This window comes from Serratia aquatilis (assembly GCF_044865145.1).
GTDB lineage: Bacteria > Pseudomonadota > Gammaproteobacteria > Enterobacterales > Enterobacteriaceae > Chania > Chania aquatilis.
Genome location: NZ_CP173186.1, coordinates 3,400,476 through 3,427,472, shown reverse-complemented (window position 1 = coordinate 3,427,472; position 26,997 = coordinate 3,400,476). Strand labels below are relative to the sequence as shown.

Below are 26,997 nucleotides of genomic sequence, written 5' to 3'. Positions count from 1 at the left end.
TTTCCAATGTCAGAAAAAAATAGAGTGAATAATTCGGGAAATGATGCGTCCGATGAAATTGATTTAGGCCGCTTGCTAGGCGAAATAATTGATGGCCGCTGGTTGATCATTGGTATAACCGCAGCGTTCCTGACCTTCGGTATTTTATACAGCTTGTTCGCGACACCGGTTTATCGTGCTGATGCGATGGTCCAGGTTGAGCAGAATGTGGGCAACTCGTTGCTTAATAACCTAAGCCAAATGTTGCCTAATAGCCAGCCAGAGTCCGCTCCTGAGATTGAATTGCTTCAATCAAGAATGATTCTCAGCAAAACAGTAGACGATTTGAACTTGCGTACTGTGGTCGAGGAAAATTTCTTTCCAATTTTCGGCAAAGGATATGCGCGGCTTACTAATAAAAAACCTAACAAGATTTCCATATCTGAATTTGAATTGCCTGAGTCCTGGCAGGATACTGCTTCGATAAAATTGGTAGTTAACGACGCAAAGAGTTTTACCCTGTTCAATGATGGTGAAGAAATTGCTAAAGGTGAAACTGGGCATTTTCTCCATAAAGATGGCGTGTCTATATTAGTGGATGATATTAGTGCTCCTGCTGGCACAGAGTTTAAAATATCTAAAATAAGCGAACTAAGTGCAATAAATAAATTGCTAGAAGCACTTGATGTAGCGGATAAAGGAAAAAACACAGGGGTTTTAGGTCTTACACTAACAGGTGAAGATCCGGCTAGAATTCAGAAAATCCTTGATTCTATAACAAGAAATTATCTTCAGCAAAACGTTGAAAGAAAATCTGAAGAGGATGCTAAAAGTCTTGAGTTCTTAGCTATTCAACTACCTAAGATACGTAGCTCTCTCGACTCTGCAGAAAGCAAATTGAATCAATTTCGTCAGCAGAATGACTCTGTAGATTTATCACTTGAAGCTAAGTCTGTTTTAGATTCAATAGTTTCAGTTGATACTCAACTCAATGAGTTAACATTTAAGGAAGCTGAAATTTCAAAGCTTTATACCAAAGAGCACCCTTCGTATCGTGCTTTGATGGAGAAAAGAAAGACCCTTGAAGATGAAAGAGAGAAGCTTAATAAACGTGTGAGTGCAATGCCAAAGACGCAGCAAGAAATATTGCGGTTGAGCCGTGATGTTCAGTCTGGGCAAGAAGTCTATATGCAGCTTCTAAATAAAGAACAGGCTCTGAGTATTTCAAAGGCGAGCACAGTAGGTAACGTACGCATTATTGATAATGCAGTAACACAAACAAAGCCTGTACAGCCAAAGAAACTGATTGCTCTTATACTATCTGTTGTTATGGGTGGAATATTATCGGTCGGTTATATACTTTTGCGCTCATTCTTACATCGCGGTATTGAAAGCCCAGAGCAACTTGAAAAGTTGGGTGTCAACGTTTATGCCAGCGTCCCGCTTTCAGAATGGCAGCGTAATAAAGACTTAGAGTTTTCTAATAAGAATAAAGGCAAAAAGATTAATAGTGACTCGAACTCGTTACTAGCATTTGGTAATCCAGCCGATCTGGCTATTGAAGCTATTCGTAGCCTGCGTACAAGCCTTCATTTTGCAATGATGGAGGCAAAAAATAACGTCTTAATGATCTCTGGGGCGAGCCCTGGGATCGGTAAAACATTTATTAGTGCAAACCTGGCTGCAGTTATTGCCCAAACGGGGATGAAAGTATTATTTGTTGATAGTGATATGCGTAAGGGGTATGCACACGATCTTATTGGCCTTGATGGTAAAAATGGTCTTTCAGAAATTTTATCTGGAAAAATCACTGTAACTGCTGCCGTTAAACATACTGCATTTGAGGGGCTAGATTTTATTCCTAGAGGTATGGTTCCACCAAATCCTTCAGAGCTCTTGATGCATAATCGTTTTGCTGAGGTCATAAATTGGGCTTCAGAGCATTACGATATTGTATTGGTGGATACACCTCCAATTCTTGCCGTTACAGATGCTGCAATTATAGGTAAGCATGCAGGAACCTCGTTGATGGTCGCACGTTTTGAACTAAACACGCCTAAAGAGGTTGAAGTAAGCTTTAGACGATTTGAGCAGAATGGCATTACCATCAAAGGCGTTATTCTTAACGCAGTTGTAAAAAAAGCAGCTAACTATTACAACTATGGTTATGATTACTACGACTATAGCTACAAGTCGAAGAGTTAACTGAGTAACCCATACAATATATTGAGAAGGCCACGTGATGTGGCCTTTGACTACAGACTAATTTTTCCAAGAAACATCAATTAAAAATGGAGCGGTAGTTACATATTATTCTACTGTAGTATCGAGCCATTAAATATATACTTAATTGTTTCTAGCGATAGAGATGTTTATTCTTGAATATTTTTGATAATTAAGCGCAGCTTTGAATTACTATATAATAAACAATCCTCGATTTTAATTTCAGCTATTAGCCTTTAGGCTAACCATAAAAATCATATTTTCCAAATTCATTGGTAGAAAAATGAAAGATATAAAAGTCAGCGTTATAGTACCGACATATAATGGTGGTAGTGTTTGGGGAAAATCAGCTAAAGCAATATCGGAATGTTCACCACAGAGCAAAGAAGTGCTTGTTATTGATTCATCCAGTAAAGATGCAACTGTGGAAATAGCACGGAAATATGATTTTAAAATTGAAGTTATCTCATCTTCAGAGTTTAATCATGGAGGAACAAGAAATAAAGGAGCGCAAGATTGTAACGGTGATATAGCTGTTTTTATTACTCAGGATGCGATCGCTAAAAAAGATAGTATTGAGAGAATTCTAGCACCATTTTCTGACCCTAATATTGTGTGTGCATATGGACGGCAGTTACCACACGATGATGCAAATCCTTTGGCGAAGCATGCTAGAGAGTTTAATTATGGTAAGAAAAGTTATATAAGCGATATTACGTCATGTGATGCGTTAGGGCTGAAAACTGTATTTATGTCTAACTCTTTTGCTGCATACAGATTATCCGCATTTAACCAGTTAGGTGGTTTTCCTGAAAATACAATCCTTTGTGAAGATATGTATTTGGCAGCAAAAGCTGTGCTAGCAAATTTTAAAGTAGCTTATGTTGCCGACGCAGAGGTTTATCACTCACACAACTATACTATGGTTGAGGAATTTAAACGTTACTTTGACATCGGTGTATTTCATCATGATGAGCCATGGATTAGAGAATCGTTTGGTGGTGCTAGTGGCGAAGGGAAAAAATTTATTTTTTCTGAGATTAAATATCTGACGAAAAATGGAATCTTGTGGTTACCTATCGCTTTCGCCAACAATTTGGCTAAAATTTTAGGATACAAGCTTGGGCAAAATTATAAAAAGATCCCAGCAGTTCTTAGGAGAAGGTTAAGTATGCACACCAGATATTGGAATAATTTCCAAGAATAAAAGGATAAAATTATGAGTGCGCTTAGTTACTCAAAGAAAACAAATTTTGTTAAATTGATTTTGGCATTGTCTGATTTCATTACTTTTAAGTTATCGCTGGTTATCGCTATATATCTGATTAGCATATTTGACTCCGATATATATGAGTTTATCCCAAAATCGGAAATGTCAGCACGTCTTCTGACTCACGTAATGTTGGCCGTCCTCTGTGTTGGTTGGTTTTGGGTGAGATTACGGCATTACTCGTATCGCAAACCGTTTTGGTTCGAACTAAAAGAAATTCTAAGAACATTACTTATTTTTGCGGTACTAGATCTGGCTTTAGTTGCATTTTCAAAATGGCAGTTTTCCAGATATGTGTGGATTATAACATGGACACTGGCGCTTATATTAGTACCGTTGTCTCGTGCAATTACTAAGCGTTTACTCAACAGAATTGGAATGTGGCAGAAACATACTGTCATTATCGGTTCGGGGAAGAATGCATGCGATGCCTATGCTGCTTTACAAAGTGAAGAAGTTCTAGGTTTTTCAATATGTGCTTTTTTCTCTAGCTCGGCAGAATGCGAAAAAGAACTTCTCGGAACACCTGTTATCTGTGATGAACAAGATTTATGGAAGCAGTGTGATCCCGAGCATACACAGTTTATTATTGCATTAGAGTTTGAAGAACACATTTTGCGTGATGAATGGCTGAAAAAATTAGCAAAACATAATTGTCGTTCAGTTTCTGTTATACCAACTTTACGTGGAGTACCTCTTTACGGTACTGACATGTCATTTATTTTTAGTCATGAAGTAATGATCTTACGTGTCCATAACAATTTAGCTAAGCGAACATCTCGCTTTGTTAAGAGAAGTTTTGACATTGTAGGGTCCGCATCTATTATTGTACTTCTCTCTCCGATTTTAGGTGTTCTAACCTATTTAGTATCCAAAGATGGGGGGAACGCTATTTATGGGCATGAGCGTGTGGGACAAGGTGGCGTGAAGTTTAAATGTCTGAAGTTTCGTTCTATGGTTACAAATTCTAAGGAAGTACTAGAGCAATTATTGGCAACTGATCCTGATGCTCGAGCAGAATGGGATAAAGATTTCAAGCTAAAAGATGATCCGCGCGTAACACGTGTTGGTAAGTTCATCCGCAAAACAAGTCTGGACGAGCTTCCACAACTTTTCAATGTGCTAAAAGGTGAAATGAGCTTAGTAGGCCCTCGACCAGTAATTGAAAAGGAATTAGAGCGTTACGCTGGAGATGTAGATTATTATTTAATGGCTAAACCTGGTATGACGGGGCTATGGCAGGTTAGCGGCAGGAATGATGTTGACTATGATACTCGTGTTTATTTTGATGCGTGGTATGTGAAAAATTGGTCTCTTTGGAATGATATTGCCATTCTCTTTAAAACAATAAATGTAGTTTTAAAGAGAGATGGTGCTTATTAGTTTTGCGTTTATAGTGATTTGCTGTGTTTAAATTCACTTTTTATTTAAAATAATGTTTTTATGGAGTTCTTTCATGAGTAAAAAAAATATCTACGTAACTCAGCCTTACCTACCTGATTTGAATGAATTTATGCCTTATTTGGAGAGTATTTGGGAGAATAAAATTTTAACTAATGGCGGTCCAATGCATGAATCGCTAGAGAAGGAACTCTGTGAATATCTAGGAGTCAATGAAATTGCACTATTTAACAATGGAACTATAGCATTACTTACCGCATTACAAGCATTGAGAATTACTGGTGAGGTTATTACTACGCCGTATTCTTTTGTTGCGACTGCACACTCTCTACTGTGGAATGGTATCAAACCAATCTTTGTTGATATTGATCCTGTGACATTAAATATTGATCCGGATAAAATTGAAGCAGCGATTACTCCACAAACAACGGCTATTATGCCAGTACACTGTTATGGGAATCCCTGTGATATCGAGAGAATTCAAGAAATCGCTGATAATTACAACTTGAAAGTTATTTATGATGCTGCACATGCATTTGGCGTTACCGATAAGGGCGGTAGCATTTTAAGACATGGTGATTTAAGTGCAATAAGTTTTCATGCGACTAAAGTATTCAATACGTTTGAGGGTGGTGCCATAATTTGCCCCGATAAAAAAACGAAAGTGAGAATTAATAATTTAAAGAATTTTGGTATAGTTGATGAAACTACCGTTGTTGCACCAGGTATTAATGGCAAAATGAGCGAAATAAATGCTGCATTTGGTCTGTTGCAGCTCAAACATGTTGATAAAACTATTCAGCGTCGTAAAGAGATTGATGAGAATTATCGTAATGTATTTGCTGGATTGAAAGGAATTACTGTAGTACCACAGTCTGGGCAAGTTGATGCTAACTATGCATACTTCCCAATTCTGGTTGAGGATGAATTCAGAATGAATAGGGAGGAACTTTACGATTATTTGAAAAAACACAATGTATATTCTCGCAGGTATTTCTATCCACTAATTAGTGATTTTTCTATGTATAAAGGAATGAAGTCTGCGTCTAAAGAGAACCTTCCAGTTGCTAATGAAATTGCGCGTAAAGTACTTTGCCTTCCTATATATCCTAATCTGACTAATGAAGAACAGCAAAAAGTAATATCCTTAATTCTGGGGTGATAATGGCCTACTATACAGATCTAGAACTGACTAATTTGGGTTTTCGCACACTTGGTAGTAATGTAAGAATATCAAAGAATGCTTCCTTGTATAATTGTGAGAGGATTTCTATCGGAAATAACGTCAGAATTGATGATTTCTGTGTATTATCTGCCGGACATGGTGGTGTTGAGATAGGAGATAATATTCATATTGCTGTGTATAGCTCCCTCATCGGGGCAGGTAAAATAACAATATCTGATTACGCCAATATATCATCTAAGGTTGCTATTTATAGTAGCAATGATGACTATAGTGGCGAGTTTATGACTAATCCTACTATCAATGAAGAATTTACAAATGTATCACATGCCGACGTTTTCATCGGAAAGCATGTCATAATAGGTTGTGGTAGTGTTGTTTTACCAGGTGTAACCATCGGTGAAGGGGCTGCAATAGGCTCACTAAGTTTAGTCAGCAAAGATTGTAAGCCATTTTTTATCTATGCAGGGACGCCCGTGCGTCCCTTAAAAGAAAGAAAAAAAAATATTTTACTGCTTGAGGATAGGTTCAATAGCCAAAAAAATGAGTTATGAAAAAACTGAAAATACTGCATTTGTGCACAGATGAAAAGTTTATAGACAGGGCTATTGCAACTTTTGAGACCGCCTACCCAAAGCAAAATATCGTATGTGTATATAACAACAAAGAGAAGATCTCGTACATAAAAAGCGATGTGGACTTTACTGCTGGCTTTAAAGAATCTCTTGTGGGTCTGGATTTTTCAAAAATAGGCGAAATCGATATTCTAGTTGTTCATTCTTTGAGAGATTTCTGGTTTAGAACGATTGAAAAATTGGATAAAAATATACCTATTGTTTGGATAGGATGGGGCTATGATTATTATGATTTGATTGGTGGTGATGATAAGTGGTTATTAAAGGATACACTAGCACTCAGTGGGAAACTGAAGAAAAGTAAAACCATCAAACAGCGTATAAAAGAGCTTGTTATGTATCCGGCAGTTAGACGAACTAAAGTTATTGAAAGAATACAATATTTCACCCCGGTTATCCCTGCTGAATATGAGATTTTGAAGGATAGCCGTGAGTGGAGGACATTTCCTAGTCAAGTGGACTGGAATTATGCAGCTGCAGAAAAGGACCTTTCTAGCTATATTTCTGATGCTGGAATTGCTGATGTAAAGAGAGATAATATACTTTTAGGAAATAGTGCAACATGTACTAATAACCATGTTGAAATTTTTAAAATATTGAAAGAAATAAACCTTGAAGATAGAAAGTTAATTATTCCTCTTAATTATGGTGATAAGGACTATGGTGGTAAAATACACAAGGCTGCAAACAATATGCTTGGAAGAAATGCCGATGTTTTAGTTGATTTCATGCCGATTGAAGAGTACATGAGAAAAATCAGCTCTTGTGGCATTGTTATAATGAATCATATCCGACAGCAGGGCGTTGGAAACATTATCAGTATGCTTTATCTCGGAGCTAAAGTATTTCTTCGAGAGGAAAATCCTACTTTTAATTTTTTGAAAAGTAGGGGGGCGATTATTTTTTCCATTCAAGAATTGGAACGTGATCCGCACCTTTTAAAATCGCTCCTAATTGAAAGCGAGGTTGTTAATAATCGAGAAGTAATTGAAACTATTTGGTCTAACGCTGTGCTTTTAGAAAAAACAAAGAAAATGATTTCTTCTTTGATAGGAAAAGAGAAATAAAATGAAGCTCAAGGTTATTCTCTCTTTTGCAATGGGGCCGATAGGTGCTGCTGCCTTGGGGTTTATTACGTTGCCAGTGATGACCTGGCTATATTCTCCTGAGGACGTAGGTCGGTTTGGGATGTTAAATGTAGCAATATCATTTACAGTTCTTCTATTCGGGTTGGGCCTTGATCAGGCATACGTTCGGCAATATCATGAGAGTGAAAATAAAGGTGAGTTGCTTAAAATATCAATAATCCCAGGGCTCATGTTGTTGCTATTGTCTCTCTTTGCATTTTCTTGGGAGCCAAGTTTTATATCTTCATTACTTTTTGAAAAGGATAGTATTGCTATTGGGCTTTTAGTAATGCTCATTCTTCTTTTTAATTTTATATTACGGTTTTTGTCTTTAGTAGTAAGGATGGAGGGAAGAGGGGTTGGGTTTTCACTAAGCCAATTGATTCCTAAAGTTGTTATTTTAGTTAGTCTATTATGTTTTTATTTTTTTTGGGAAAGTCATCCCTTTGAACAACTATTATGGGCGAATTTTTTTGGTTTTTTAATAACGCTGATTATTATGTTGCTCATTACAAAGAGAGACTGGCTTTTAGCCATTTCATCGCGTGTTGATTACCATAAATCGAAAGAAATGATCCGATTTGGTTTCCCATTAATACTAGGAAGTTTAGCTTTCTGGGGAGTCACAGCGATGGATAGAATGTTCTTGCGATCGCTATCTACGTTTGAACAACTGGCGGTTTTTTCTGTTGCAGTCAGTTTTGCCAGTGCGGCAACGATAATTCAAACTATTTTCTCGACACTCTGGGCACCAATGGTCTACAAGCTTGCTAATAATGACGAAGAGAGCTTGGGGCTTGTAACAAAAGCATCAAAATATATATTGTTGGTCGTGGTTGCTTTGTTTTGTATTGCGGGATTACTATCCTGGGTAGTGGACTTTTTTATTCCTGTAAGCTATAGCGATGTTAAATTTATTTTATTAGCGTGCCTTGGTTACCCATTGCTTTATACTCTTTCTGAAACAACAGTTGTTGGCATTGGTATCAGCAAAAAAACATATTTTTCAATGATTGCTTCATTGTTGGCTTTGAGTGTTAATTTTGTTCTTAACTATATTTTAGTTCCACGCTTTGGTGCTGCCGGAGCAGCTGTTAGTACATGCATTACATTTTGGTTTTTTTTAGTTTTCCGCACAGAATTGTCGATACTCTGTTGGAAAAAAATACCTCGCTTGGAATTATACTTTTTTACACTCTTGTGTATTGCTGGAGCCTCTGCTGAGGCAATGTTTGGCTATAGGTATTTTGCTTTTCTAAAATTCTATTGGGGAGGCGTACTGATTTTACTTCTATTCTGCAATCGTCACTATTTAAAAGGACTTAAGTTAAAACGATAGAATAAATATGTGATTCTAATCAGATTCCAAAACATTTAAATTTAATTGTTTACTATTTTTAAAAACTAATTCATACGAAGGGGCAAAATGAAAATTATCGTTACCGGTGGCGCCGGTTTTATTGGTTCGGCTGTTGCGCGCCATATTATTAGCGATACTCAGGATGAAGTCATGGTTGTCGATAGCTTGACCTATGCGGGGAACCTGGAGTCACTTAAATCGATTGCAGATAATACGCGTTTTAAGTTTGAACATGCTGATATCTGTAATCGCCATGAACTTGATCGCATTTTCAGTGAGTTCAAGCCTGATGCGGTGATGCATTTGGCTGCAGAAAGTCACGTAGATCGCTCCATCGATGGTCCTGCTGCATTTATTGAAACCAATATTGTAGGAACTTACACACTTTTAGAAGCAGCGCGGCAATACTGGAACACCTTGGAGGCTGAAGCTAAAGCAGCATTCCGTTTTCACCACATTTCTACAGATGAGGTCTATGGCGATCTGCATGGTACCGATGATTTGTTCACGGAAACAACACCATATGCGCCAAGCAGCCCGTATTCTGCCTCCAAGGCTTCTAGCGATCATCTAGTTCGGGCATGGCTGCGTACTTATGGCTTCCCAACCATAGTAACTAACTGTTCCAATAACTATGGACCTTATCATTTCCCAGAGAAATTGATCCCGCTGATCATTCTTAATGCACTGGATGGTAAACCATTACCGGTTTACGGAAATGGCGCGCAAATTCGTGACTGGCTATATGTAGAAGATCATGCTCGAGCGCTATATAAAGTTGTGACTGAGGGGCTAGTAGGTGAAACCTACAACATAGGCGGACATAACGAGCGAAGAAACATAGATGTTGTGCAAACTATTTGCCGCTTGCTGGACGAATTAGTACCTAGTAAGCATGCAGGTATTGGTAAATATGAGGATTTAATAACTTATGTTACCGACCGACCTGGCCACGATATGCGTTATGCAATCGATGCATCCAAGATTGATAATGAGCTAGGCTGGAAACCACAAGAAACCTTTGAAAGTGGTATTCGTAAAACAGTTGAATGGTATTTGTCTAACGAAGCATGGTGGAGCCGCGTCAAAGACGGTTCCTATGCTGGGCAACGTTTAGGTCTGACCCGTTAATATTACATAAGGAAATTAAAATGAAAGGTATTGTACTGGCGGGTGGCTCAGGAACACGTTTGTACCCAATTACGCGTGGAGTATCGAAGCAGCTGCTACCAATCTATGATAAGCCAATGGTTTATTATCCGATCTCTGTTCTTATGCTGGCTGGTATCCGTGATATTCTGATTATTTCCACACCTGAAGATATGCCCTCTTTCAAACGATTATTAGGAGATGGTAGTCGGTTTGGCATTAGGTTGAGTTACGAAATCCAACCAAGCCCAGACGGTCTTGCGCAAGCTTTCCTGATTGGTGAGGAGTTCATCAATGGTGATCGTTGCGCACTTGTTCTTGGCGATAATATTTATTTTGGCCAAAGTTTTGGTAAAAAACTTGAAAACGTTGTTGAGCGTGAAGTTGGTGCAACAGTATTTGGTTATCAAGTGATGGATCCTGAACGTTTTGGTGTTGTTGAGTTTGACGATAATTTCCGCGCACTTTCTCTGGAAGAAAAACCTGCTCAACCCAAGTCTAACTGGGCTGTGACTGGTTTATATTTTTACGACAACCAGGTAGTAGAAATGGCTAAGCAAGTAAAGCCGTCGCAACGCGGAGAGCTGGAGATTACTACTCTTAACCAAATGTATCTTGATGAAGGAAAATTAAGCGTTGAGTTACTTGGCCGTGGTTTTGCATGGCTTGATACCGGTACTCACGATAGTCTTGTTGAAGCTTCACAATTTATTCATACCATTGAAAAACGGCAGGGCTTCAAAGTCGCTTGCCTTGAAGAAATTGCATTCCGCAAAGGTTGGCTGTCTCGCGAACAGGTTGCAGAAGAAGCCAAGTTGCTGAGTAAAACGCTTTATGGACAATATCTTGCTCATTTGGTTGGAGTGAAGTGACATGCAGGTAATTGATACTAGAATTAAAGGTGTAAAAATCATTCAGCCAAAGGTTTTTGGTGACGCAAGGGGGTTCTTCCTCGAAACTTTTGAAAAGAAGCGCTATCAGGAAATGCTGGATATTGATCTCGATTTTGTTCAGGACAATCATTCACGCTCTGCCAAGGGCGTGCTCCGTGGACTGCACTTCCAAAAAGTAAACCCACAAGGGAAACTTGTTCGCGTAGTGCGTGGTGAGGTTTTTGATGTCGTTGTTGATATTCGCCAAGATTCGCCGACCTATGGAGCATGGGAGGGGCTAGTACTTTCTGAAGAAAATAAGACTCAGTTTTGGGTCCCACCCGGTTTAGCTCATGGCTTCGTTGTACTTTCCGATATTGCTGACTTCGAATATAAGTGTACTGATTATTACAACCCTGTACATGAGGGCTGTTTACTGTGGAATGATCCAGAAGTTGGCATTGAGTGGCCTATTGATGCTCCGTTACTTTCAGAGAAAGATAAAGTAGGTAAGCTCTTCAAGGAGTTGGTAAAATGAAAGTATTGTTAACGGGTTCTAAAGGGCAGTTGGGCAGTTGTTTTCAGGATCGATTGCCTGATGGTTGGGAGATCTGGGCTACAGACTCAGACGTGCTTGATATTACTGACCTGGATAAAGTGAAGCAGGCAGTAACACAATTTAAACCGAATGTTATCGTGAATGCTGCTGCATATACTGCGGTAGATAAAGCAGAAACAGATCGTGAACTAGCTGCACGGATTAATGAGACTGGGCCAAAGAATTTGGCATTAGCCGCGAATGAAGTAGGTGCACGTTTGGTTCACGTGTCTACTGACTACGTATTTGATGGTAATGCAACCAAGCCATACGTAGAAGAAGATGCTACTAACCCGTTAGGAGTGTATGGGAAGACCAAACTTGACGGGGAGATCGCTGTTGCTGAGGTTCAACCCGATGCAATAATTATTCGCACTGCTTGGGTATTCAGCGAGTATGGCAATAATTTCGTGAAGACTATGCTAAGGCTGGCAAAGGAACGTGATACGCTTGCTATTGTAGCCGATCAACGTGGCTGCCCTACTTATGCTGGTGACATAGCTCAGGCAATTATAGATTTAATCCAAAAAAAATCTCAGGGTGGCGTCTACCATTTTTGTGGAGATACTGAAGTAGCATGGAGTGACTTTGCCTCTGTGATTTTTAACGTTGCTTTAGAGAGGGAAGTTCTGGAAAAGAAACCTATTGTCAATAATATTATTTCAAGTGATTACCCTACACTTGCTAAAAGACCTAGTTATTCTGTCCTTGATTGCGGAAAAATTCGTTCTGAAAATATCGATATGTCGAATTGGAAGAGTGCTCTTGAAGAGGTACTACTGAAGTTAAAATAATATATTGATGCCTTTTTTGTAATTTCATACACCTAGCCATTTTAAAAAACCACAAAGAAACTAATTCACTGGGTAAATATTGAAATGATTTAACATCCTGTGGGTATGAGGAAATTCAAGTTTGATGAATGGCTAGTAATGTTGTGTTTGCCGCTTTAAAATTTCATAGAGTTTGAGTATGAAAAGTAGCTAGTAAAGTCCTGGTTCGTTGTTGCCCCCAAAATCTTGACCTGCACGATAGACATAAAGCTTAACACTCTATAGATGAATAATATGTATTTAGTCCGGCAGAAATATCTTCCTCTAACATTACGTACCCCTGTTTAGATGATACATCTAATAGATTGAGTTTGATGCCCAACTTAGGCTTTCCTGGTTTACATAGGTGCCTTCATTGAAATTTTTATTGGACACATCGATTTTTAATGTCAACTGTTAAACTGAAAACATAGTGTAAATAGAGAGTGTTTATAATGCCTAGCATTAGTTCTTTAAAAGTTAGCATCTATATATCGACACACAATAGACTAGAAAAACTGAAACGTGCAGTGAATTCTGTGCTGGAACAAGACTATGAGAACATCGAGATTTTAATTTGTGACGATGCCTCAACTGACGGAACAAAAGAGTTTTCTGAAAAATTAAGTTGTCTAGATAGTCGAGTTGTATATTTGAGGAATGAAAAAAATCAAGGTGCATGTGCGACGAGAAATCTTGGTATAAATCATGCCAGTGGATATTTCATTACGGGGTTGGACGATGACGATGTATTCTATAAAGATAGAATATCTTTTTTTGTTACTAGATGGAGTAATGAATACTCATTTTTAGCCTGTAATTTTGTAAATAGATCACCAGAATCTGAAACAGTTCATTATAGACGAAAAAAAGAAAAAGTTTTTTCACATTTGGACTTGTTATTTACTAATGAAGCATCAAATCAAGTCTTCACACTTACAGAGCGTTTACGCGACATCGGTGGTTTTGACACTCGTGCTAGGAGGTTACAAGATTGGGATACATGGTTAAGGCTGTCCTATAAATACGGAAACTTTATCAGATATCCTGAAATAAAATATGTCATGTATCATGACCATGCAGTAAATGAGTCTAGAGTTTCAAATAGTTACTCATTTAACGATGCCTTATTTGATATGTGCCAAAGAAATAAATCAATTTATGGGGACGTAAACTCAGTCATCATTGAACACATTATTGCCTTAGATAAAGGTGAGTTAAGATTAAGTGGCTTAGTTAATTGGTTTTTTATTTCTAAAAGCCCTAGTATGATTGCTAAGTTTTTATATGCTAAGCTATTAAAAAAATAAACATATTGCTGCTCGAGAGTATTTAAATGAATATTGATAAATCAAAGGTTTTTTCTGTTATCGTTTCTTACAATCCCGAAATTGAAAATTTATCAAGACTAGTTACTGAACTTAAAAAACAAGGCGTTGTGCCTATTATTGTGGATAATGGAACATTATCAGAGCAAGACTCAAATAAATTGTTACTAGTATGCCATGTAATTCTCTTGAATGATAATGCTGGTATTGCCAAGGCTCAAAATGTTGGCATCGATTATTGTCGCAAAAAAGGAGGGGAGTTTATTATTTTTTTCGATCAGGACAGTGATATTGATATTTCTTTTGTGGATTCATTACTATCAGATTACATTGAAGTGTGCGAGTCTGGAGTTGGAAAGATTGCCACAATTGGACCAGTATTTACCGATTCTCGCTATGGTTTTTTCTATAAATTGATTAAGCTAAATAGATACGGATTACGTAAAAAAATAAACCCACAGTATGAAAGTAAGCCATTCGAAGTGTCATTAATAATATCATCAGGCTCTCTTATTCCAATTAACGTCATTGATGAGGTTGGGTATATGGATGAGAAATTGTTCATTGACTATGTAGATACTGAGTGGTGCCTAAGAGCGATAGCTAAAGGTTATAAAGTATATGTGGCTACCTCTGCAAGGATGTCTCACGCTATAGGAGATAAGATGGTCCACTTATTCGGTTTTAATGTACCTGTTCACTCGCCGTTTCGGAGATACTATAGAATAAGAAATGCCTTGTTATTTTCCCGTATGCGACATGTTCCGTTAGCTATGAAAATAAGGGATAATCTGTTCAATATCATTCATCAGTTCATACTGATTATAACGCAAGATAACAAAGTTGCTTATTTTAAAACTATGGTTAAGGCAATTAGAGATGGTATTTTAAATAAATGAACCCATTTTTTGGGGTTATCAAAAATCTAATTATAATGTTTGTTTGTATTTTTTCTCGGGAATCAATTTTCCTTCTATGGGATATGTGTTACTTTCGAAAAAATCGGTCGTCATTATAGGTTTTCATCGAGGATTGTTTGTGAACGTATTAATGACATTCTTAAGCGCTGTAAAGTTTTAAAAATTAAAATGGTCTATATGTTTCAAACGACACATCAATGGCTACTAGGATATGCGCAGGCTAAACAAAATGGGAAATTTCGTTTTACTTATTAAGACCGTGAGTCAAAACGTAGGGAATACGGTAGCATGATTCTGATTGCTAATATTAGTTATGAAGTAATCTTGGCTGGGAAAAAATCGATGGATATTCAGTCATGAACTCGAAAATTAACAGAGCAAAAATTGGTCTGTCTGTACATTAGCTCGTTATTTTTTGGTTGATTAATAAAACACTTGAATCTAGGCTGTGTCCAGAAATTATTTTTTGTACAATCCAACACCTATTTTAACCAAAAGAAGTCTTTTACGTGGCTCGTTACGATTTTCCCTTGTTGCCGCCTGAACGAAGCCTTGCTAAGGCCGGTCGTCCTTATCTTGAGCACAGGCAAGTGATGAATGGCATATTTTAGGTGCTGTGTTCGTTGCTTGGCCGGGTTGGGATCATCCGACAAAGTGGGCACCTGAAATCGCGGCCTAAAGCGGTGCTGGCTGATAAGGGATACTCAAGTCAGGTATTGCGTAATTCACTGATAATTAAGGAGATAAAAGCCGTTATCCCTTTTAAATCGAATAAAAAAGCCAGTCAGGATAAACGCCAAAAACTCGATACTCGCTTGTACAAAAAACGTAACGTCGTTGAACGTTGCTTCGTTAAGCTAAAAGAAAATCGCCGTATCGCTACCCGCTCGGAAAAAACAGCCAAAAATTAGCTTGGCATGTTAAAATTGGGCGCTGTCCGGTTATTTTTAAAGCGATTGTTAAATTAAGGGACACATCCTATTGGGCAACTTATTCTAAGAACAATATTGCTTGATAAAGTTGCTATCTCGGTATACGTTTAATGTTAGTAAAGTGAAGAGTAAATAATAATGGAGAGTCTTTTAAGTGACTAATTTTCAGAGCGATGTTGTCCCGATAGTGACGAGTAAGAAAGAGTCTAGACTCAATTATATTGATTCACTGAGAGGATTATCTGCTATATTAGTTGTCTTTTCTCATGCATACTTTTTTTTAACCATAAATCATTTTTTTATTAATATTGGCAAGGTTGGTGTTTTTGTTTTTTTCTTGATAAGTGGATTTGTAATTCCATTCTCATTCAAAAAAGGTCCGGGGAGTTACAAGGTTTTCATAACAACAAGGTTTTTTAGGTTATATCCTGCATATTGGGCATCCATGATTATTGCTGTTTTAATCTATTTTATTTTTGACGGTAAAATTCCAGGATTTAAAGAAGTAGTATCAAATTTAACGATGTTTCAAATGGGAATTGGTCAGCCAAACATTATTGGTGTTTATTGGACATTATTCATTGAGTTAATATTTTATATCGTTTGCATTTTTCTTGCTTGGAGAAATATTCTTTGGGATGAAAAGGGCATGATAAAGACGTTTTACTTTTTCTCTCTGTTGTCTATTTTGGTTTCTGTAGCAAGATTTTTTCTTCATATGAAATTCCCAGTTGCTGTACCACTTGGATTATCACTTATGTTCTTAGGGTGTGCTTGGAGATTTTTTCTTCTGGAAGGTAGTGAATATGTAAAATCAAAGATTATAAAAATGATTGTTTTCTGTATTGTTACTACGTTTCTTTCAAGCTATCTTTCTTATTCATGGGACATTCAAGCAGAGGAACCTTGGCAGAATTTCGCTTTCGCATACAGTATAGGAATAGTCACTTTTGCTATTCTTACAAAATTTGTAAGGATAAATAGTACATTAATGTGTTTCCTAGGTTCCATTAGCTACTCACTGTATCTTGTGCATGATCCTGTGATTCATTTGTTTAGAGAGCTCAACACACTTTTTTTAATTGAGTACAGTACTGGCTATCGGCTACCTGCAATTATTGCATCTATTGCAATAGCATTTTTATTGTACGTGGTTGTAGAAAAGCCGAGTATTTCAATAGGAAGAAATATAACCAAAAGAATAAAGGCGAGTTGCAAATGATTTCTGTTTTACTATATATTGGTGCTAAAAAATGTTCAGTATTTCATTAACCAGACTTCAAGACATCACCATAAAAGTATTTATTTCAATATGTGTGATATTGCCAACAGGGAGCTTATTCGGTATAAATGTTAAATTTTTATCCTTGTTTATAGTGTTGGTGCTTGCCCTCTTATCAAAGAATGGACGTGGATTTGTAAGTCTTTTTAGGGGATTGTTTTTGCCAGTATTAGTATTACTAATATTTCTTCTAATAACGATAGCAAATGGACGGTATATTAATGAGACAAATGGTCAAGCTCAGGATATTTTAGTGTTCTTTATAATAGCGACACTTGGCTATTCATTGATAGAAAAGGAAAATAGAGTTTCATTAATAACTAAAACAATAGTTAACTGTCTTGTTTTTTTGGGTTTTTGTAAGTTATTAATTCTCGGATATTCGGTTGTCAGTGGTTTAGGTGTATCGAGTGTTGTTAGAGCGATATCTGCATTCTTTGATACATCATTAATGATAATGGAGTCAGATGAAGTATCGATTAGTAGAATAACTTTCATGTCTGACTATTTATTACCAATAGCTATGTTCCTCAAGACGAAGGAATATATTTCACGAAAAACGGGTGTTCTTGATACAATAATATTGTTTTTACTCATGTATTCTATACTTGTCAGTATGTCTCGATTCCTCTGGATTATTAGCCTTGCGTCATTTATCATTGCAATAGTAGGAGATTTGAAAAAACGGAAAAGTATCTTAATTTTTGTTGCAATGACTTCAATCGCCTTTTTTTTAATATCTCTACCTTCTGTTCAAGAAATTTTTGAGTTTAGACTTGCTTCAAACGGTGTAATTGTATCTGATAGTCTCAGGGAAGTTCAGAAAAGTGCAATCGTATCGGCATTTAATAATGCTCCTTTTTTTGGTAACGGTATTGGTTATTTTACTCCAAGGCTTATAAGGAGTGATGTTGCCAGATATTCTTATGAACTACAAATACAAGCTCTTTACATGCAAATGGGTGTTGTGGGGGCAACATCTTTACTGTTAATTATCATAGGAACACTTCTTTCCCAAGTTAAAGGTTTAACTATTAAGGAGTTTTTTACATTTGCGTTGCTTATTACTATGTGGATATCTGGTGGTTTTTTCAACCCCGTTATAATATCGTCTACTGGCGGGGTTGCGTTCTTGTTTCTATTTACAATCCCGGACGCTATGAAAATGTTAAGAAATAAAACTTAGTAAAATTAGCTTTAATGTACTATTTCACAAAGTAATTCTCGCCATCATATAGCATAGTTATCATTTTCGCCCCAGGCAGAACGTCAGGGGCAATTATCTTACTATGTGATTTTATGATTATGTTTTTTTTGGCAATTATTTTATATTCAAAATTAATTCGCGCTCCAATAAAGTCCATGATTTCTTCATTTTGTATATAAACTATGCCAGGGATCGAGTTTCGTAGGTCTATAATTCCATTTTTGTTATTATTAACTTCTCCCCATAATTCATCAATATCCATCTTAGTTAATCTGATTGTGTTAGCCTCAATGGATACAGTCTCTTTCCATGAATTCAGATTGCTAATATCAATCCATTTGCCTTTAGTATCCTTTGTTGAGTTCGATAAAGTTAAGTTGTATATGTTACCATTTAACTTTATGAATGGACTTTTCTTACCACTCCCCCAAAAATTACAATCTGAAATACGAATTAGCCCAGATGGTGATTGGAGGTTTCCTGATATAATTATACCAGGAACATCAGATTTAATTCCTATTAGCGCTAATGAAATGCCAGTTATAGAAACATCACTCACACTATTGAGTTCTATAAAGCACCCATCATTCCCTTTTTTATAGAACAATCCCCCAATAATGTGTATGCTGATTGCCCTGTTTATGGAAATTAGTTTACCATAGCCGTTAATATGGCAACCAAATATCTCAATTTGAGGAGGGACGTAAACCTCTGAGTTATTAAATACGATGCCATTTTTGACACCTCCCATGTCACAATTGAAAAATTTTAGTCCTTCAATGCCAGGCGTTGAATTTGAATTGATATCAAAAGCTGTATCCACATCATTTATCTGAAGTTCACTTATTACCCATGATACGGAAGCACTATATTTTGAGTTTATAGAAACACCAATCTGCTGACTTGGCCTTCCTTCCCTGTTCATTCCATCAAACTGGGTTCCTACAAGAACAGCATCCCGTACATCTGTGAGATGCAATCCATAACGCCATTCATTTTTTCCTTTCCTGATTCTCATCCTGCCATTAAACTCGAAAGAACTGCTTGCATAACTTCCATTATTTTTCAGTGATATAAATCTGATACAAGCTGCTTTATCCGTTATTGGCCCATCATAGATAAACTCTCCATTTCCAAAAAATCTCAAAGCTGCATTTTCAGAGCCCTCGATATTAAACATGTCATCATCTATTTCCATCCTCATAATAGCATTTGATGATGTGTATATTGATATTTTACACCCTATGCGTGTTTTCACTGATCTAGTAAATTTGTAGTCTCCATTGGGTATATGAATATTCCCTCCTCCATTCTTATTTAGGTATAAAATTGCTTTGTAAAAAGTAGCGCTCGCATCCTCACTTGTACCAAACTCAAGAACGCTAACAGTATTACGCCAATCTTTGGTATCAATATTTTTTACTTCTGAGCCTGCTGACAAGGTACTGCCTCCAGCAATTACTCCTCCTGCCGCTAAGACTAACTTTTTCACTAAATTTCTTCTGTCCACTATAGTGTTCCTATCAAGAGTAGCGTCTGACACATGGTGAGGATACTTAAAATTAAAAAAAATACATTGCGAGATCATCATATTGAATACAGAACATTACTTCACGAGTAGAATAGGGCATTGCTGCTTTATGATTCTTAGCGCTTCACGCGCATTTTAGGGAGTAACAATGGCAATTTTAGTCACTGGCGGTGCTGGTTATATCGGTTCTCATACGGTCCTTACCCTGCTTGAACGTGGGGAAGATGTTGTGGTGCTGGACAATCTGTCTAACTCTTCTGAAGAGTCACTGCACCGCGTGGAACAGTTGGTGGGCAAGGCGGCCATCTTCTACCAGGGAGATGTTCAAGATGCAGAGTGCTTGAACCGCATTTTCGAAAGCCACAAGATCACTGCAGTGATCCACTTCGCTGGCTTGAAAGCGGTAGGGGAGTCAACCCGTAAGCCGCTTGAGTATTACCAGAATAATGTCACCGGTACGCTGGTGCTGCTGGATGAAATGCGCCGTGCAGGTGTGCATCAGTTTATCTTTAGTTCTTCCGCAACGGTCTATGGCACCCCTGAACAGGTACCGTTGGTTGAAAGTTCTTGTGTTGGAGGAACCACTAACCCATACGGCACTTCCAAACTGATGGTTGAGCAGATCCTGCAAGATTTTGCCAAAGCCGAACCTGAATTTTCAATTACCGCGTTGCGCTATTTCAACCCAGTGGGAGCACATGAGTCTGGCCGCATTGGTGAAGACCCGAACGGCATTCCAAACAACCTGCTGCCGTATATCTCACAAGTAGCCATTGGTAAGCTGGAGAAGTTATCAATTTTTGGTAATGACTACCCAACACCAGATGGTACCGGCATTCGTGACTACATTCACGTGATGGATCTGGCTGAAGGGCACCTGAAAGCCATCGATCATATCACCGACCAAAAAGGTTTCACGGTTTATAATCTGGGGACAGGTAAAGGCTACTCGGTCCTGGATATGCTGCATGCTTTTGAGAAAGTCTCTGGGCGCGAAATTGCTTACCAGATCGTTCCTCGTCGCGATGGCGATATTGCTGAATGCTGGTCAAATCCGGCGCTTGCTGCAGAAAAGCTAGGTTGGCATGCAGAGAGGGATCTTGAGGCTATGATGCGTGATACCTGGAACTGGCAGAAAAATAATCCTCAAGGGTATAGCAGATAATCTGGATGGGATGGTGCGATTTGCATCCATGGCATGTTAGAAGATTGACCAAATTTCGGTCTTTTGATTACAACTCTAATCTAGTTTATGGACCTGCAACAATCCGCAAACCTTTATACGCATACGGCTTCTATCTTGGGGCCGTTTTCTAAAATATTTTCGTAAATGCCTGCCACATTTAACACCGCGGTAGAGCGGCAGGTGGTCAAGGCTTTTGGTACACACCACTTGCGTCAGCAACCCAGGACCGGCAGACATTTTTCAATCAACTGTGCCAGTAGTTTTCGCTGACCACCGTTTCACAGTGTGTGCAACTGAACTGTGGGCGGACATGGCGATGAACGATGAAGCGAGCCGGAACATATTCCAGCCGTTCACTTATTTCAACACGTATGAAGCCTAAGGTGTGTCCACTATTGCTAGGTAAGATAACACGAAGCCTGGCAGCATAGCGGATTAAGCAAACGGCACAATGGCCATCAACACGAGTTGAACCTTAATTATTGGCACAAGCTCTCGCAAAATATTACCAGGCTGTGCCCCTTAACTTCTCTGCATATTTAGGGAGGCGCTGAAAATATCTTTAAAAATGCAAAAAAGCTTCAACTTCGCGCGTTTTGCAAATTATCATCAGAGCTTAAAGTGGATTTTTCGCCGCTGTAACGATACTTAATTATACAAAAAATAATTACGGGATACACCCCAGCGTTGCCATACTTTCAGCTGTATTCCTGCGCACAGGGTTAGCCAGCAACCAGCCTGGTTACCATTCTGGAAAGGATTTAGCAAAATTAGGGTCAAAAGGTCCCTCCTTGATTTCAAGCATTAAAGCTTTATCTGAAACACACTCGACACTGTGGATCTCATTTGGAGAGAACTCGACAAGTCCACTATGGTCCTCTGGACCAGCAAAGAATTCATCTACAATCTCACCTGTTTTACTATAGATGCATACTTTAATGCGGCCCTCTGTTACACTAAACATCTCCCATTGATGCTGAAGTGTATGAAAGTGAGGTTCAACATAACTCCCTTTCACCAAAGCAATCAGTAAACGCTGAACCTTTTCGTCATGAGAATTATGCAGTTGGTAATGTGAACGTTTACGCTCTGAAAGTAATGCTTGCCTATAAAGGTCATTAATAAAATCTTTATCAATTAATCGCATTTTTTTTCCAATTGGTTAAATTTGTTATCGATTTACCATTTTTAAAACTGCCTAAACTCAGTGATTTGGCACATTCGAGGGAGTGTCTCCGGAGTGCTGAACGCGGTACTCAAATATACTGGAAATAAAATCTCTGTAACTCTCTAGTGCTACCGTTTTGCGGCTTTGAATCTATTTCGCCTGCTTATAAATTCCCCTTCCGGCAGATTTTTCAACTATTCTACATAATTATCTATGCGATTAAGTATTAATCAGTCTTACCCCGAAACTCCTTCAAACGATCGGTTATAAGCTGTACGGCAGATTTAACTGAAAATTTTTCAATCATCAGTTGCTTGGCATTAGCTCCCATTTTCTGACGTAAACATTTATCAAAATATAGTTTCTCAGCAGATAAAAATAGTTGCTGATCTTCGCCATTTAAATGTACGAAGCCAGCACCGTTAGTATTTACTAGATCTTGTAAATCATTCCCTGAATTTACACTGCCAAGAATAGGTAAAGATTCCACCATATAACCCAGTAACTTACCAGGGAAATTGTGTGTAGTATGCTGTGCAGATAAAGAAAACAGCCCAATATCAATTTCTGTAAGAATGAACTTAAATTCATCTTGCATAACTGATGGTAAATAGGAGAAGTTTTTCAATCCCCACTCAGTCGCCAATGAATTGATCAATACAACTTCATCACCTTGGCCAATAAAAAGAAAATGAGCATTTTGATGATGCTGCATATTCCTTGCTAAACGCATTAGGTTGGCCATATCTTGAGCATGACCGACGTTGCCACCATAGAAAAAAATAATTTTATCTTGGAGGCCTAGACGTTCTCGGATAGAAGTATAATCAACATGTTGACTAAAGAATGAAGAAATGTTTGTCCAGTTGTGTAAAACTTCGCATGGATAATGCTGGTTTTTACTTTTAAACAGTTCGAGATTTTTTTCTGACATCAGGCCAATATAATTGGCCTGCTCATAGGTGATACGCTCGAAAAATCTAAAGTATTTCTCAATTAAACAGCCATCTTTAAGTATGCCTGCATCGATAACCCATTGCGGAAAGAAATCTCTCAGCACCAAGTAACTCGGGCAGCGGCAACGTTTTTTTATTCGCTTAATCAGATTCCCCCAAAAAATAGAGGGCGAGTAATAAATTATCCCATCAAACGAATCATGATAAATATGCGAATTTATGGCCTTCCACGCCTTGAATGACAATAGTGTTTCATTTACTACGCGCTGGAACTTACTAACATTTTTTATTGGGCCACTTTTAAAATACCATACTGTAACATTAGAAAAATTTTCGATAACTAAATCCTGATCCTGTTCACAACAGGGCGTAATTACTGTTACACAGTGACACTGGGAGTTTAACTCAAGCGCCAACTCGTGAAACATTTTTGCACCAACTCGAGTACTTTTGGGCAAATAGTCATCAATTATCAAAACTAGTTTCATTTAATACAGTTTCCAAACCACTCGCTTAACATAATCGGTATAGGAATGAATAATCCTAACCATCTTATCTGATACATTTGGCATACTATAATCATAAACTTGGCGTAATAAACGCTCATCACCGCGTGGTTGTGTTTCTAAAATAGACAGCGCCTGAAGGACTCGCTCAACTTCCAAACCAACCATCATTACTGAAGCCTCTTCAAAACCCTCTGGTCTTTCATGTGCTTCGCGAATATTAAGGGCTGGGAAGTTCATGATCGAAGACTCTTCGGTAATAGTTCCACTATCCGAGAGTACAGCACGCGCATGCTTTTGCAGGTGGTTGTAATCATGAAAACCGAGTGGTTTAAGTAATTGAATATTGGGATGGAATGAAACTCCCTTCTCATCAATTCGATTACGGGTACGAGGGTGAGTTGATACTATGATTGGGAGATTATATTTTTCTGCAATAGTATTTAATATTCCCGCTAATTTTACTAACTGTTTTGGCGAATCAACGTTTTCTTCACGGTGTGCACTAACAACAAAATAATTATTTGCGTTAAGATTTAATCGAGCCAGTACGTCAGACTTATCAATCTCTGGCATATAATGCGTCAATACCTCGAACATTGGGCTACCCGTCTTAATCACACGATCGGGAGGTAAACCCTCTGCCAGTAAATATTCACGAGCAATATCACTATAGGTTAAATTAATATCTGCAGTATGATCAACAATACGACGATTTATCTCTTCTGGAACACGCATATCAAAACAACGATTGCCAGCTTCCATATGAAAAATAGGAATTTTTCGACGTTTGGCTGGTAAAGCGGAAATGCAGGAGTTGGTATCGCCAAGCACTAATACTGCTTCAGGCTTTACTGACTCCAAAACTTCATCAACATTCATGATTATCTGACCGATCGTCGTTGCGGCAGTTTTACCTGCAGCATTCAGAAAGTAGTCAGGCTTACGAACTCCAAGATCATTAAAGAATACTTCATTAAGTTCAAAGTCGTAGTTCTGCCCAGTGTGAACTAAAATATGCTCACAGTGTAAATCTAACTTGGCTAGTACGCGAGATAGACGAATTATCTCAGGGCGTGTACCTACGATTGACATCACTTTCAATTTTTTCATTATAATGGTCTCGATACAGTGTCTGGAGCATCACGATCAAAAATTTCGTTTGCCCAAAGCATAACGATCAGCTCGTCATCACCAATGTTTGTAACATCATGCGTCCAACCAGGAACAGTCTCTACAATCTGATAAGAATCCGAAGAGACAGTTAGCTCATATTTTTCATGTGTAACAATATGTTCAAATTTAAAAATCGCATGACCCTTGATTACTAAAAATTTCTCATTCTTGGTATGATGATAATGTCCACCCCGAGTAATACCAGGATATGCTGTGAAAAATGAAAATTGACCAGCTGATTTTGTTTTTAGCATTTCGCAAAAAACACCGCGAGCGTCAGCATAAGAAGGAACGGTATAACTAAACTGCTCAGGTTTCAGGTAACTTAACCATGTGGAATAAAGTGCCCGAGTAAAACCTGTTCCGACTTCTTCTGTAACCAGTGTCGTGCGGCTATCTCTAAATGTATACAGAAGATTAGCAACTTCCCCCACCGTTACTGAATATTCAGGTAATACCTGTAAATACCCAGATACTCTCTCTGCTTTCAGTATGGCCAACATCTCATTACAAAGATCATCAATATAAATCAATGTAACGCATGCAGATGGGTCATTAATATTAATATCAATGCCGTTAGCAATATTGTGACAGAATGTGGCAACGAATGAGTTGTAATCAGGACGACACCATTTGCCAAAAACGTTAGGGAACCTGTAAATAAAGTAATCGGAACCAGTCTGTTTACCATAGTTCTCGACATATTTCTCTGCAGATGCTTTACTCATGCCATATGCATTTTCTTTGGTAGCCTGCGTAGATGAGCTGAGCATAATAGGGGTACGTTTATTTTTTAACTCGAGAGTCTTTACGATCTTTTGAGTTAAATCAGCATTTCCCTCAGAGAATTCTTCAATATTTTCAGGGCGGTTTATACCTGCAAGATGAAAAACAAAATCGGCCTCTTGTAGGCCAGATGTCAGTTCTTGCTCAGAAGAGTGCCTGTCGATCTTGATAAGATTACTAAAACCAGCCTCTTTAAGCCGTATGCATAAGTTTTTACCGATGAAGCCTTTAGCTCCGGTCACTAAAATTTTCATATTATATATCCAGCTCGTATTCTTCTCCTGCGGCCATTGCCCGAATAAATGGCAACTTGAGCAACAGAGCCTTCATCGATTCAACATTTAAACGCTCTGTATTGTGTGAGTTATAATCTTCAACTTCAGTAATACGTTTATCACCTTGCTCGACATATTTTCCATAGTTCAGATCCCTCAAATCTGGCGGCACACGGAAGTACTCTCCCATATCTTCAGCTGCAACCATCTCTTCACGGCTTAGTAACGCTTCATATAATTTTTCGCCATGGCGAGTACCTATTATATTGATCTGATGATCCGGAACATTCAGAAGTTGCTTTAACGCAATACAAAGCGTCTCAATAGTTGCAGCTGGTGCTTTCTGAACAAAGATATCACCGTTATTACCGTGCTCAAAAGCATAAAGAACCAGATCCACTGCATCGTCAAGAGTCATCATAAAACGAGTCATGTTAGGATCGGTAATAGTCAAAGGTTGACCAGCCTTTATCAGATCGATAAACAAAGGAATTACAGAACCACGTGATGCCATTACATTTCCGTATCGAGTTGCGCAAATAACCGTTTTATCTCTATTCACATTTCTGGATTTAGCTACAATAACTTTCTCCATCATTGCTTTTGATATACCCATAGCATTAATAGGGTAAACAGCTTTATCTGTACTCAAACAAACAATACGTTTCACTTCATTAGTAACCGCAGCCTCAAGCACATTCTCAGTTCCAAGAACGTTTGTTTTCACTGCTTCCATTGGATGGAATTCACATGATGGAACCTGCTTTAGTGCAGCTGCGTGATAGATAAAGTCAACGCCACGCGAGGCATTTAATATACTGGAATAATCACGGACATCACCAATATAGAATTTAAGTTTTGGATTGTTATATTTTTTCCGCATGTCATCTTGTTTCTTTTCATCACGGCTGAATATACGTATTTCTCCGATATCAGTATCAAGAAAACGGCGTAATACAGCATTGCCGAAAGAACCGGTACCACCAGTGATAAGAAGAATTTTGTTTTTAAACATTATGAATACCTCAATAATAATTTTTAGAAAATATAAATTAAGTCAAGACTTACATGCGAAAAATAACCTTGAGAAATTAGGTTATTGTCACCTTAATCGTATTGTTACAGCTATAAAAAA

At 38.0% G+C, this 26,997-nt stretch carries 24 protein-coding genes; 17 read left to right on the top strand and 7 right to left on the bottom strand.

Annotation, left to right across the window (positions count from 1 at the left end):
• Positions 1-6 precede the first annotated feature (6 nt).
• The 16 genes from wzc to SAQUA_RS15440 all read left to right on the top strand — a co-directional run bounded on the left by wzc (position 7) and on the right by SAQUA_RS15440 (position 18,257).
• Positions 7-2,184 carry a tyrosine-protein kinase Wzc gene (wzc, locus tag SAQUA_RS15515; RefSeq protein ID WP_380680272.1) on the top strand — a complete coding sequence of 726 codons (2,178 nt, stop codon included), beginning with the start codon at positions 7-9 and terminating at the stop codon, positions 2,182-2,184.
• 310 nt (positions 2,185-2,494) lie between these two features.
• On the top strand, positions 2,495-3,409 hold the full coding sequence (locus tag SAQUA_RS15510) for a glycosyltransferase family 2 protein (RefSeq protein WP_380681202.1): 915 nt from the start codon (positions 2,495-2,497) through the stop codon (positions 3,407-3,409).
• 12 nt (positions 3,410-3,421) lie between these two features.
• A complete protein-coding gene (gene wbaP / locus SAQUA_RS15505; RefSeq protein ID WP_380680269.1) occupies positions 3,422-4,855 on the top strand; it encodes an undecaprenyl-phosphate galactose phosphotransferase WbaP in 1,434 nt (477 codons plus the stop codon).
• A 73-nt stretch (positions 4,856-4,928) separates the two neighbouring features.
• The gene (locus SAQUA_RS15500; RefSeq protein ID WP_380680266.1) at positions 4,929-6,035 is read left to right on the top strand and encodes a DegT/DnrJ/EryC1/StrS family aminotransferase; all 1,107 of its coding nucleotides are present in this window, start codon (positions 4,929-4,931) and stop codon (positions 6,033-6,035) included.
• A gap of 2 nt (positions 6,036-6,037) precedes the next feature.
• Positions 6,038-6,610, top strand: a complete 573-nt coding sequence (locus SAQUA_RS15495) for an acyltransferase (protein WP_380680263.1) — start codon at positions 6,038-6,040, stop codon at positions 6,608-6,610.
• Positions 6,607-7,758 carry a TDP-N-acetylfucosamine:lipid II N-acetylfucosaminyltransferase gene (locus SAQUA_RS15490; RefSeq protein WP_380680260.1) on the top strand — a complete coding sequence of 384 codons (1,152 nt, stop codon included), beginning with the start codon at positions 6,607-6,609 and terminating at the stop codon, positions 7,756-7,758. Before SAQUA_RS15495 ends, SAQUA_RS15490 begins: the two co-directional genes overlap by 4 nt.
• A 1-nt stretch (position 7,759) precedes the next feature.
• A complete protein-coding gene (locus SAQUA_RS15485) occupies positions 7,760-9,157 on the top strand; it encodes an oligosaccharide flippase family protein (protein ID WP_380680257.1) in 1,398 nt (465 codons plus the stop codon).
• A gap of 87 nt (positions 9,158-9,244) precedes the next feature.
• Positions 9,245-10,309 (top strand): dTDP-glucose 4,6-dehydratase, encoded by a 1,065-nt coding sequence (rffG, locus tag SAQUA_RS15480; protein WP_380680254.1) that lies wholly within the window; start codon positions 9,245-9,247, stop codon positions 10,307-10,309.
• Positions 10,310-10,329: 20 nt separating this feature from the next.
• Positions 10,330-11,199 carry a glucose-1-phosphate thymidylyltransferase RfbA gene (gene rfbA, locus SAQUA_RS15475; RefSeq protein WP_380680251.1) on the top strand — a complete coding sequence of 290 codons (870 nt, stop codon included), beginning with the start codon at positions 10,330-10,332 and terminating at the stop codon, positions 11,197-11,199.
• Between the two features lies 1 nt (position 11,200).
• Positions 11,201-11,737 (top strand): dTDP-4-dehydrorhamnose 3,5-epimerase, encoded by a 537-nt coding sequence (gene rfbC, locus SAQUA_RS15470; RefSeq protein ID WP_380680248.1) that lies wholly within the window; start codon positions 11,201-11,203, stop codon positions 11,735-11,737.
• A complete protein-coding gene (rfbD, locus tag SAQUA_RS15465) occupies positions 11,734-12,591 on the top strand; it encodes a dTDP-4-dehydrorhamnose reductase (protein WP_380680245.1) in 858 nt (285 codons plus the stop codon). Before rfbC ends, rfbD begins: the two co-directional genes overlap by 4 nt.
• A gap of 473 nt (positions 12,592-13,064) precedes the next feature.
• Positions 13,065-13,919: a glycosyltransferase family 2 protein gene (locus tag SAQUA_RS15460; RefSeq protein WP_380680242.1), complete on the top strand. Its 855-nt coding sequence runs from the start codon at positions 13,065-13,067 to the stop codon at positions 13,917-13,919.
• Between the two features lie 26 nt (positions 13,920-13,945).
• Positions 13,946-14,836 (top strand): rhamnosyltransferase, encoded by an 891-nt coding sequence (locus SAQUA_RS15455; protein WP_380680239.1) that lies wholly within the window; start codon positions 13,946-13,948, stop codon positions 14,834-14,836.
• Between the two features lie 632 nt (positions 14,837-15,468).
• Positions 15,469-15,768 (top strand): transposase, encoded by a 300-nt coding sequence (locus SAQUA_RS15450; RefSeq protein WP_380680236.1) that lies wholly within the window; start codon positions 15,469-15,471, stop codon positions 15,766-15,768.
• Between the two features lie 175 nt (positions 15,769-15,943).
• On the top strand, positions 15,944-17,011 hold the full coding sequence (locus tag SAQUA_RS15445) for an acyltransferase family protein (RefSeq protein WP_380680233.1): 1,068 nt from the start codon (positions 15,944-15,946) through the stop codon (positions 17,009-17,011).
• Between the two features lie 31 nt (positions 17,012-17,042).
• A complete protein-coding gene (locus SAQUA_RS15440) occupies positions 17,043-18,257 on the top strand; it encodes a hypothetical protein (protein WP_380680230.1) in 1,215 nt (404 codons plus the stop codon).
• Between the two features lie 19 nt (positions 18,258-18,276).
• Here SAQUA_RS15440 and SAQUA_RS15435 read toward each other — a convergent pair whose 3' ends face one another.
• Positions 18,277-19,770, bottom strand: a complete 1,494-nt coding sequence (locus SAQUA_RS15435; RefSeq protein WP_380680227.1) for a hypothetical protein — start codon at positions 19,768-19,770, stop codon at positions 18,277-18,279.
• A gap of 187 nt (positions 19,771-19,957) precedes the next feature.
• Between SAQUA_RS15435 and galE the strand changes: the two genes are divergently transcribed.
• Entirely contained in the window at positions 19,958-20,974 is a 1,017-nt protein-coding gene (gene galE, locus SAQUA_RS15430) for a UDP-glucose 4-epimerase GalE (protein WP_380680224.1), read from the top strand.
• A gap of 265 nt (positions 20,975-21,239) precedes the next feature.
• Here galE and SAQUA_RS15425 read toward each other — a convergent pair whose 3' ends face one another.
• The 6 genes from SAQUA_RS15425 to fnlA all read right to left on the bottom strand — a co-directional run bounded on the left by SAQUA_RS15425 (position 21,240) and on the right by fnlA (position 26,877).
• Positions 21,240-21,344, bottom strand: a complete 105-nt coding sequence (locus SAQUA_RS15425) for an IS66 family transposase zinc-finger binding domain-containing protein (protein ID WP_404413216.1) — start codon at positions 21,342-21,344, stop codon at positions 21,240-21,242.
• A 393-nt stretch (positions 21,345-21,737) separates the two neighbouring features.
• On the bottom strand, positions 21,738-22,142 hold the full coding sequence (locus SAQUA_RS15420) for a WbuC family cupin fold metalloprotein (RefSeq protein WP_380680221.1): 405 nt from the start codon (positions 22,140-22,142) through the stop codon (positions 21,738-21,740).
• A 247-nt stretch (positions 22,143-22,389) separates the two neighbouring features.
• Entirely contained in the window at positions 22,390-23,607 is a 1,218-nt protein-coding gene (locus SAQUA_RS15415; RefSeq protein WP_380680218.1) for a glycosyltransferase family 4 protein, read from the bottom strand.
• Positions 23,608-24,738, bottom strand: coding sequence for a non-hydrolyzing UDP-N-acetylglucosamine 2-epimerase (wecB, locus tag SAQUA_RS15410; protein WP_380680215.1), 1,131 nt, complete (start codon positions 24,736-24,738; stop codon positions 23,608-23,610).
• Positions 24,738-25,841, bottom strand: a complete 1,104-nt coding sequence (locus SAQUA_RS15405; protein ID WP_380680212.1) for a capsular polysaccharide biosynthesis protein CapF — start codon at positions 25,839-25,841, stop codon at positions 24,738-24,740. Before SAQUA_RS15405 ends, wecB begins: the two co-directional genes overlap by 1 nt.
• A 1-nt stretch (position 25,842) precedes the next feature.
• Positions 25,843-26,877 (bottom strand): UDP-N-acetylglucosamine 4,6-dehydratase/5-epimerase, encoded by a 1,035-nt coding sequence (gene fnlA, locus SAQUA_RS15400; protein ID WP_380680209.1) that lies wholly within the window; start codon positions 26,875-26,877, stop codon positions 25,843-25,845.
• Between the last annotated feature and the right edge of the window lie 120 nt (positions 26,878-26,997).

Bases quoted from the DNA above. Each gene is read 5' to 3' on its own strand.
- wzc (WP_380680272.1), top strand. From the start codon at position 7: ATGTCAGAAAAAAATAGAGTGAATAATTCGGGAAATGATGCGTCCGAT.
- wbaP (WP_380680269.1), top strand. From the start codon at position 3,422: ATGAGTGCGCTTAGTTACTCAAAGAAAACAAATTTTGTTAAATTGATT.
- SAQUA_RS15500 (WP_380680266.1), top strand. From the start codon at position 4,929: ATGAGTAAAAAAAATATCTACGTAACTCAGCCTTACCTACCTGATTTG.
- SAQUA_RS15495 (WP_380680263.1), top strand. From the start codon at position 6,038: ATGGCCTACTATACAGATCTAGAACTGACTAATTTGGGTTTTCGCACA.
- SAQUA_RS15490 (WP_380680260.1), top strand. From the start codon at position 6,607: ATGAAAAAACTGAAAATACTGCATTTGTGCACAGATGAAAAGTTTATA.
- SAQUA_RS15485 (WP_380680257.1), top strand. From the start codon at position 7,760: ATGAAGCTCAAGGTTATTCTCTCTTTTGCAATGGGGCCGATAGGTGCT.
- rffG (WP_380680254.1), top strand. From the start codon at position 9,245: ATGAAAATTATCGTTACCGGTGGCGCCGGTTTTATTGGTTCGGCTGTT.
- rfbA (WP_380680251.1), top strand. From the start codon at position 10,330: ATGAAAGGTATTGTACTGGCGGGTGGCTCAGGAACACGTTTGTACCCA.
- rfbC (WP_380680248.1), top strand. From the start codon at position 11,201: ATGCAGGTAATTGATACTAGAATTAAAGGTGTAAAAATCATTCAGCCA.
- rfbD (WP_380680245.1), top strand. From the start codon at position 11,734: ATGAAAGTATTGTTAACGGGTTCTAAAGGGCAGTTGGGCAGTTGTTTT.
- SAQUA_RS15460 (WP_380680242.1), top strand. From the start codon at position 13,065: ATGCCTAGCATTAGTTCTTTAAAAGTTAGCATCTATATATCGACACAC.
- SAQUA_RS15455 (WP_380680239.1), top strand. From the start codon at position 13,946: ATGAATATTGATAAATCAAAGGTTTTTTCTGTTATCGTTTCTTACAAT.
- SAQUA_RS15440 (WP_380680230.1), top strand. From the start codon at position 17,043: ATGTTCAGTATTTCATTAACCAGACTTCAAGACATCACCATAAAAGTA.
- galE (WP_380680224.1), top strand. From the start codon at position 19,958: ATGGCAATTTTAGTCACTGGCGGTGCTGGTTATATCGGTTCTCATACG.
- SAQUA_RS15420 (WP_380680221.1), bottom strand. From the start codon at position 22,142: ATGCGATTAATTGATAAAGATTTTATTAATGACCTTTATAGGCAAGCA.
- SAQUA_RS15415 (WP_380680218.1), bottom strand. From the start codon at position 23,607: ATGAAACTAGTTTTGATAATTGATGACTATTTGCCCAAAAGTACTCGA.
- wecB (WP_380680215.1), bottom strand. From the start codon at position 24,738: ATGAAAAAATTGAAAGTGATGTCAATCGTAGGTACACGCCCTGAGATA.
- SAQUA_RS15405 (WP_380680212.1), bottom strand. From the start codon at position 25,841: ATGAAAATTTTAGTGACCGGAGCTAAAGGCTTCATCGGTAAAAACTTA.
- fnlA (WP_380680209.1), bottom strand. From the start codon at position 26,877: ATGTTTAAAAACAAAATTCTTCTTATCACTGGTGGTACCGGTTCTTTC.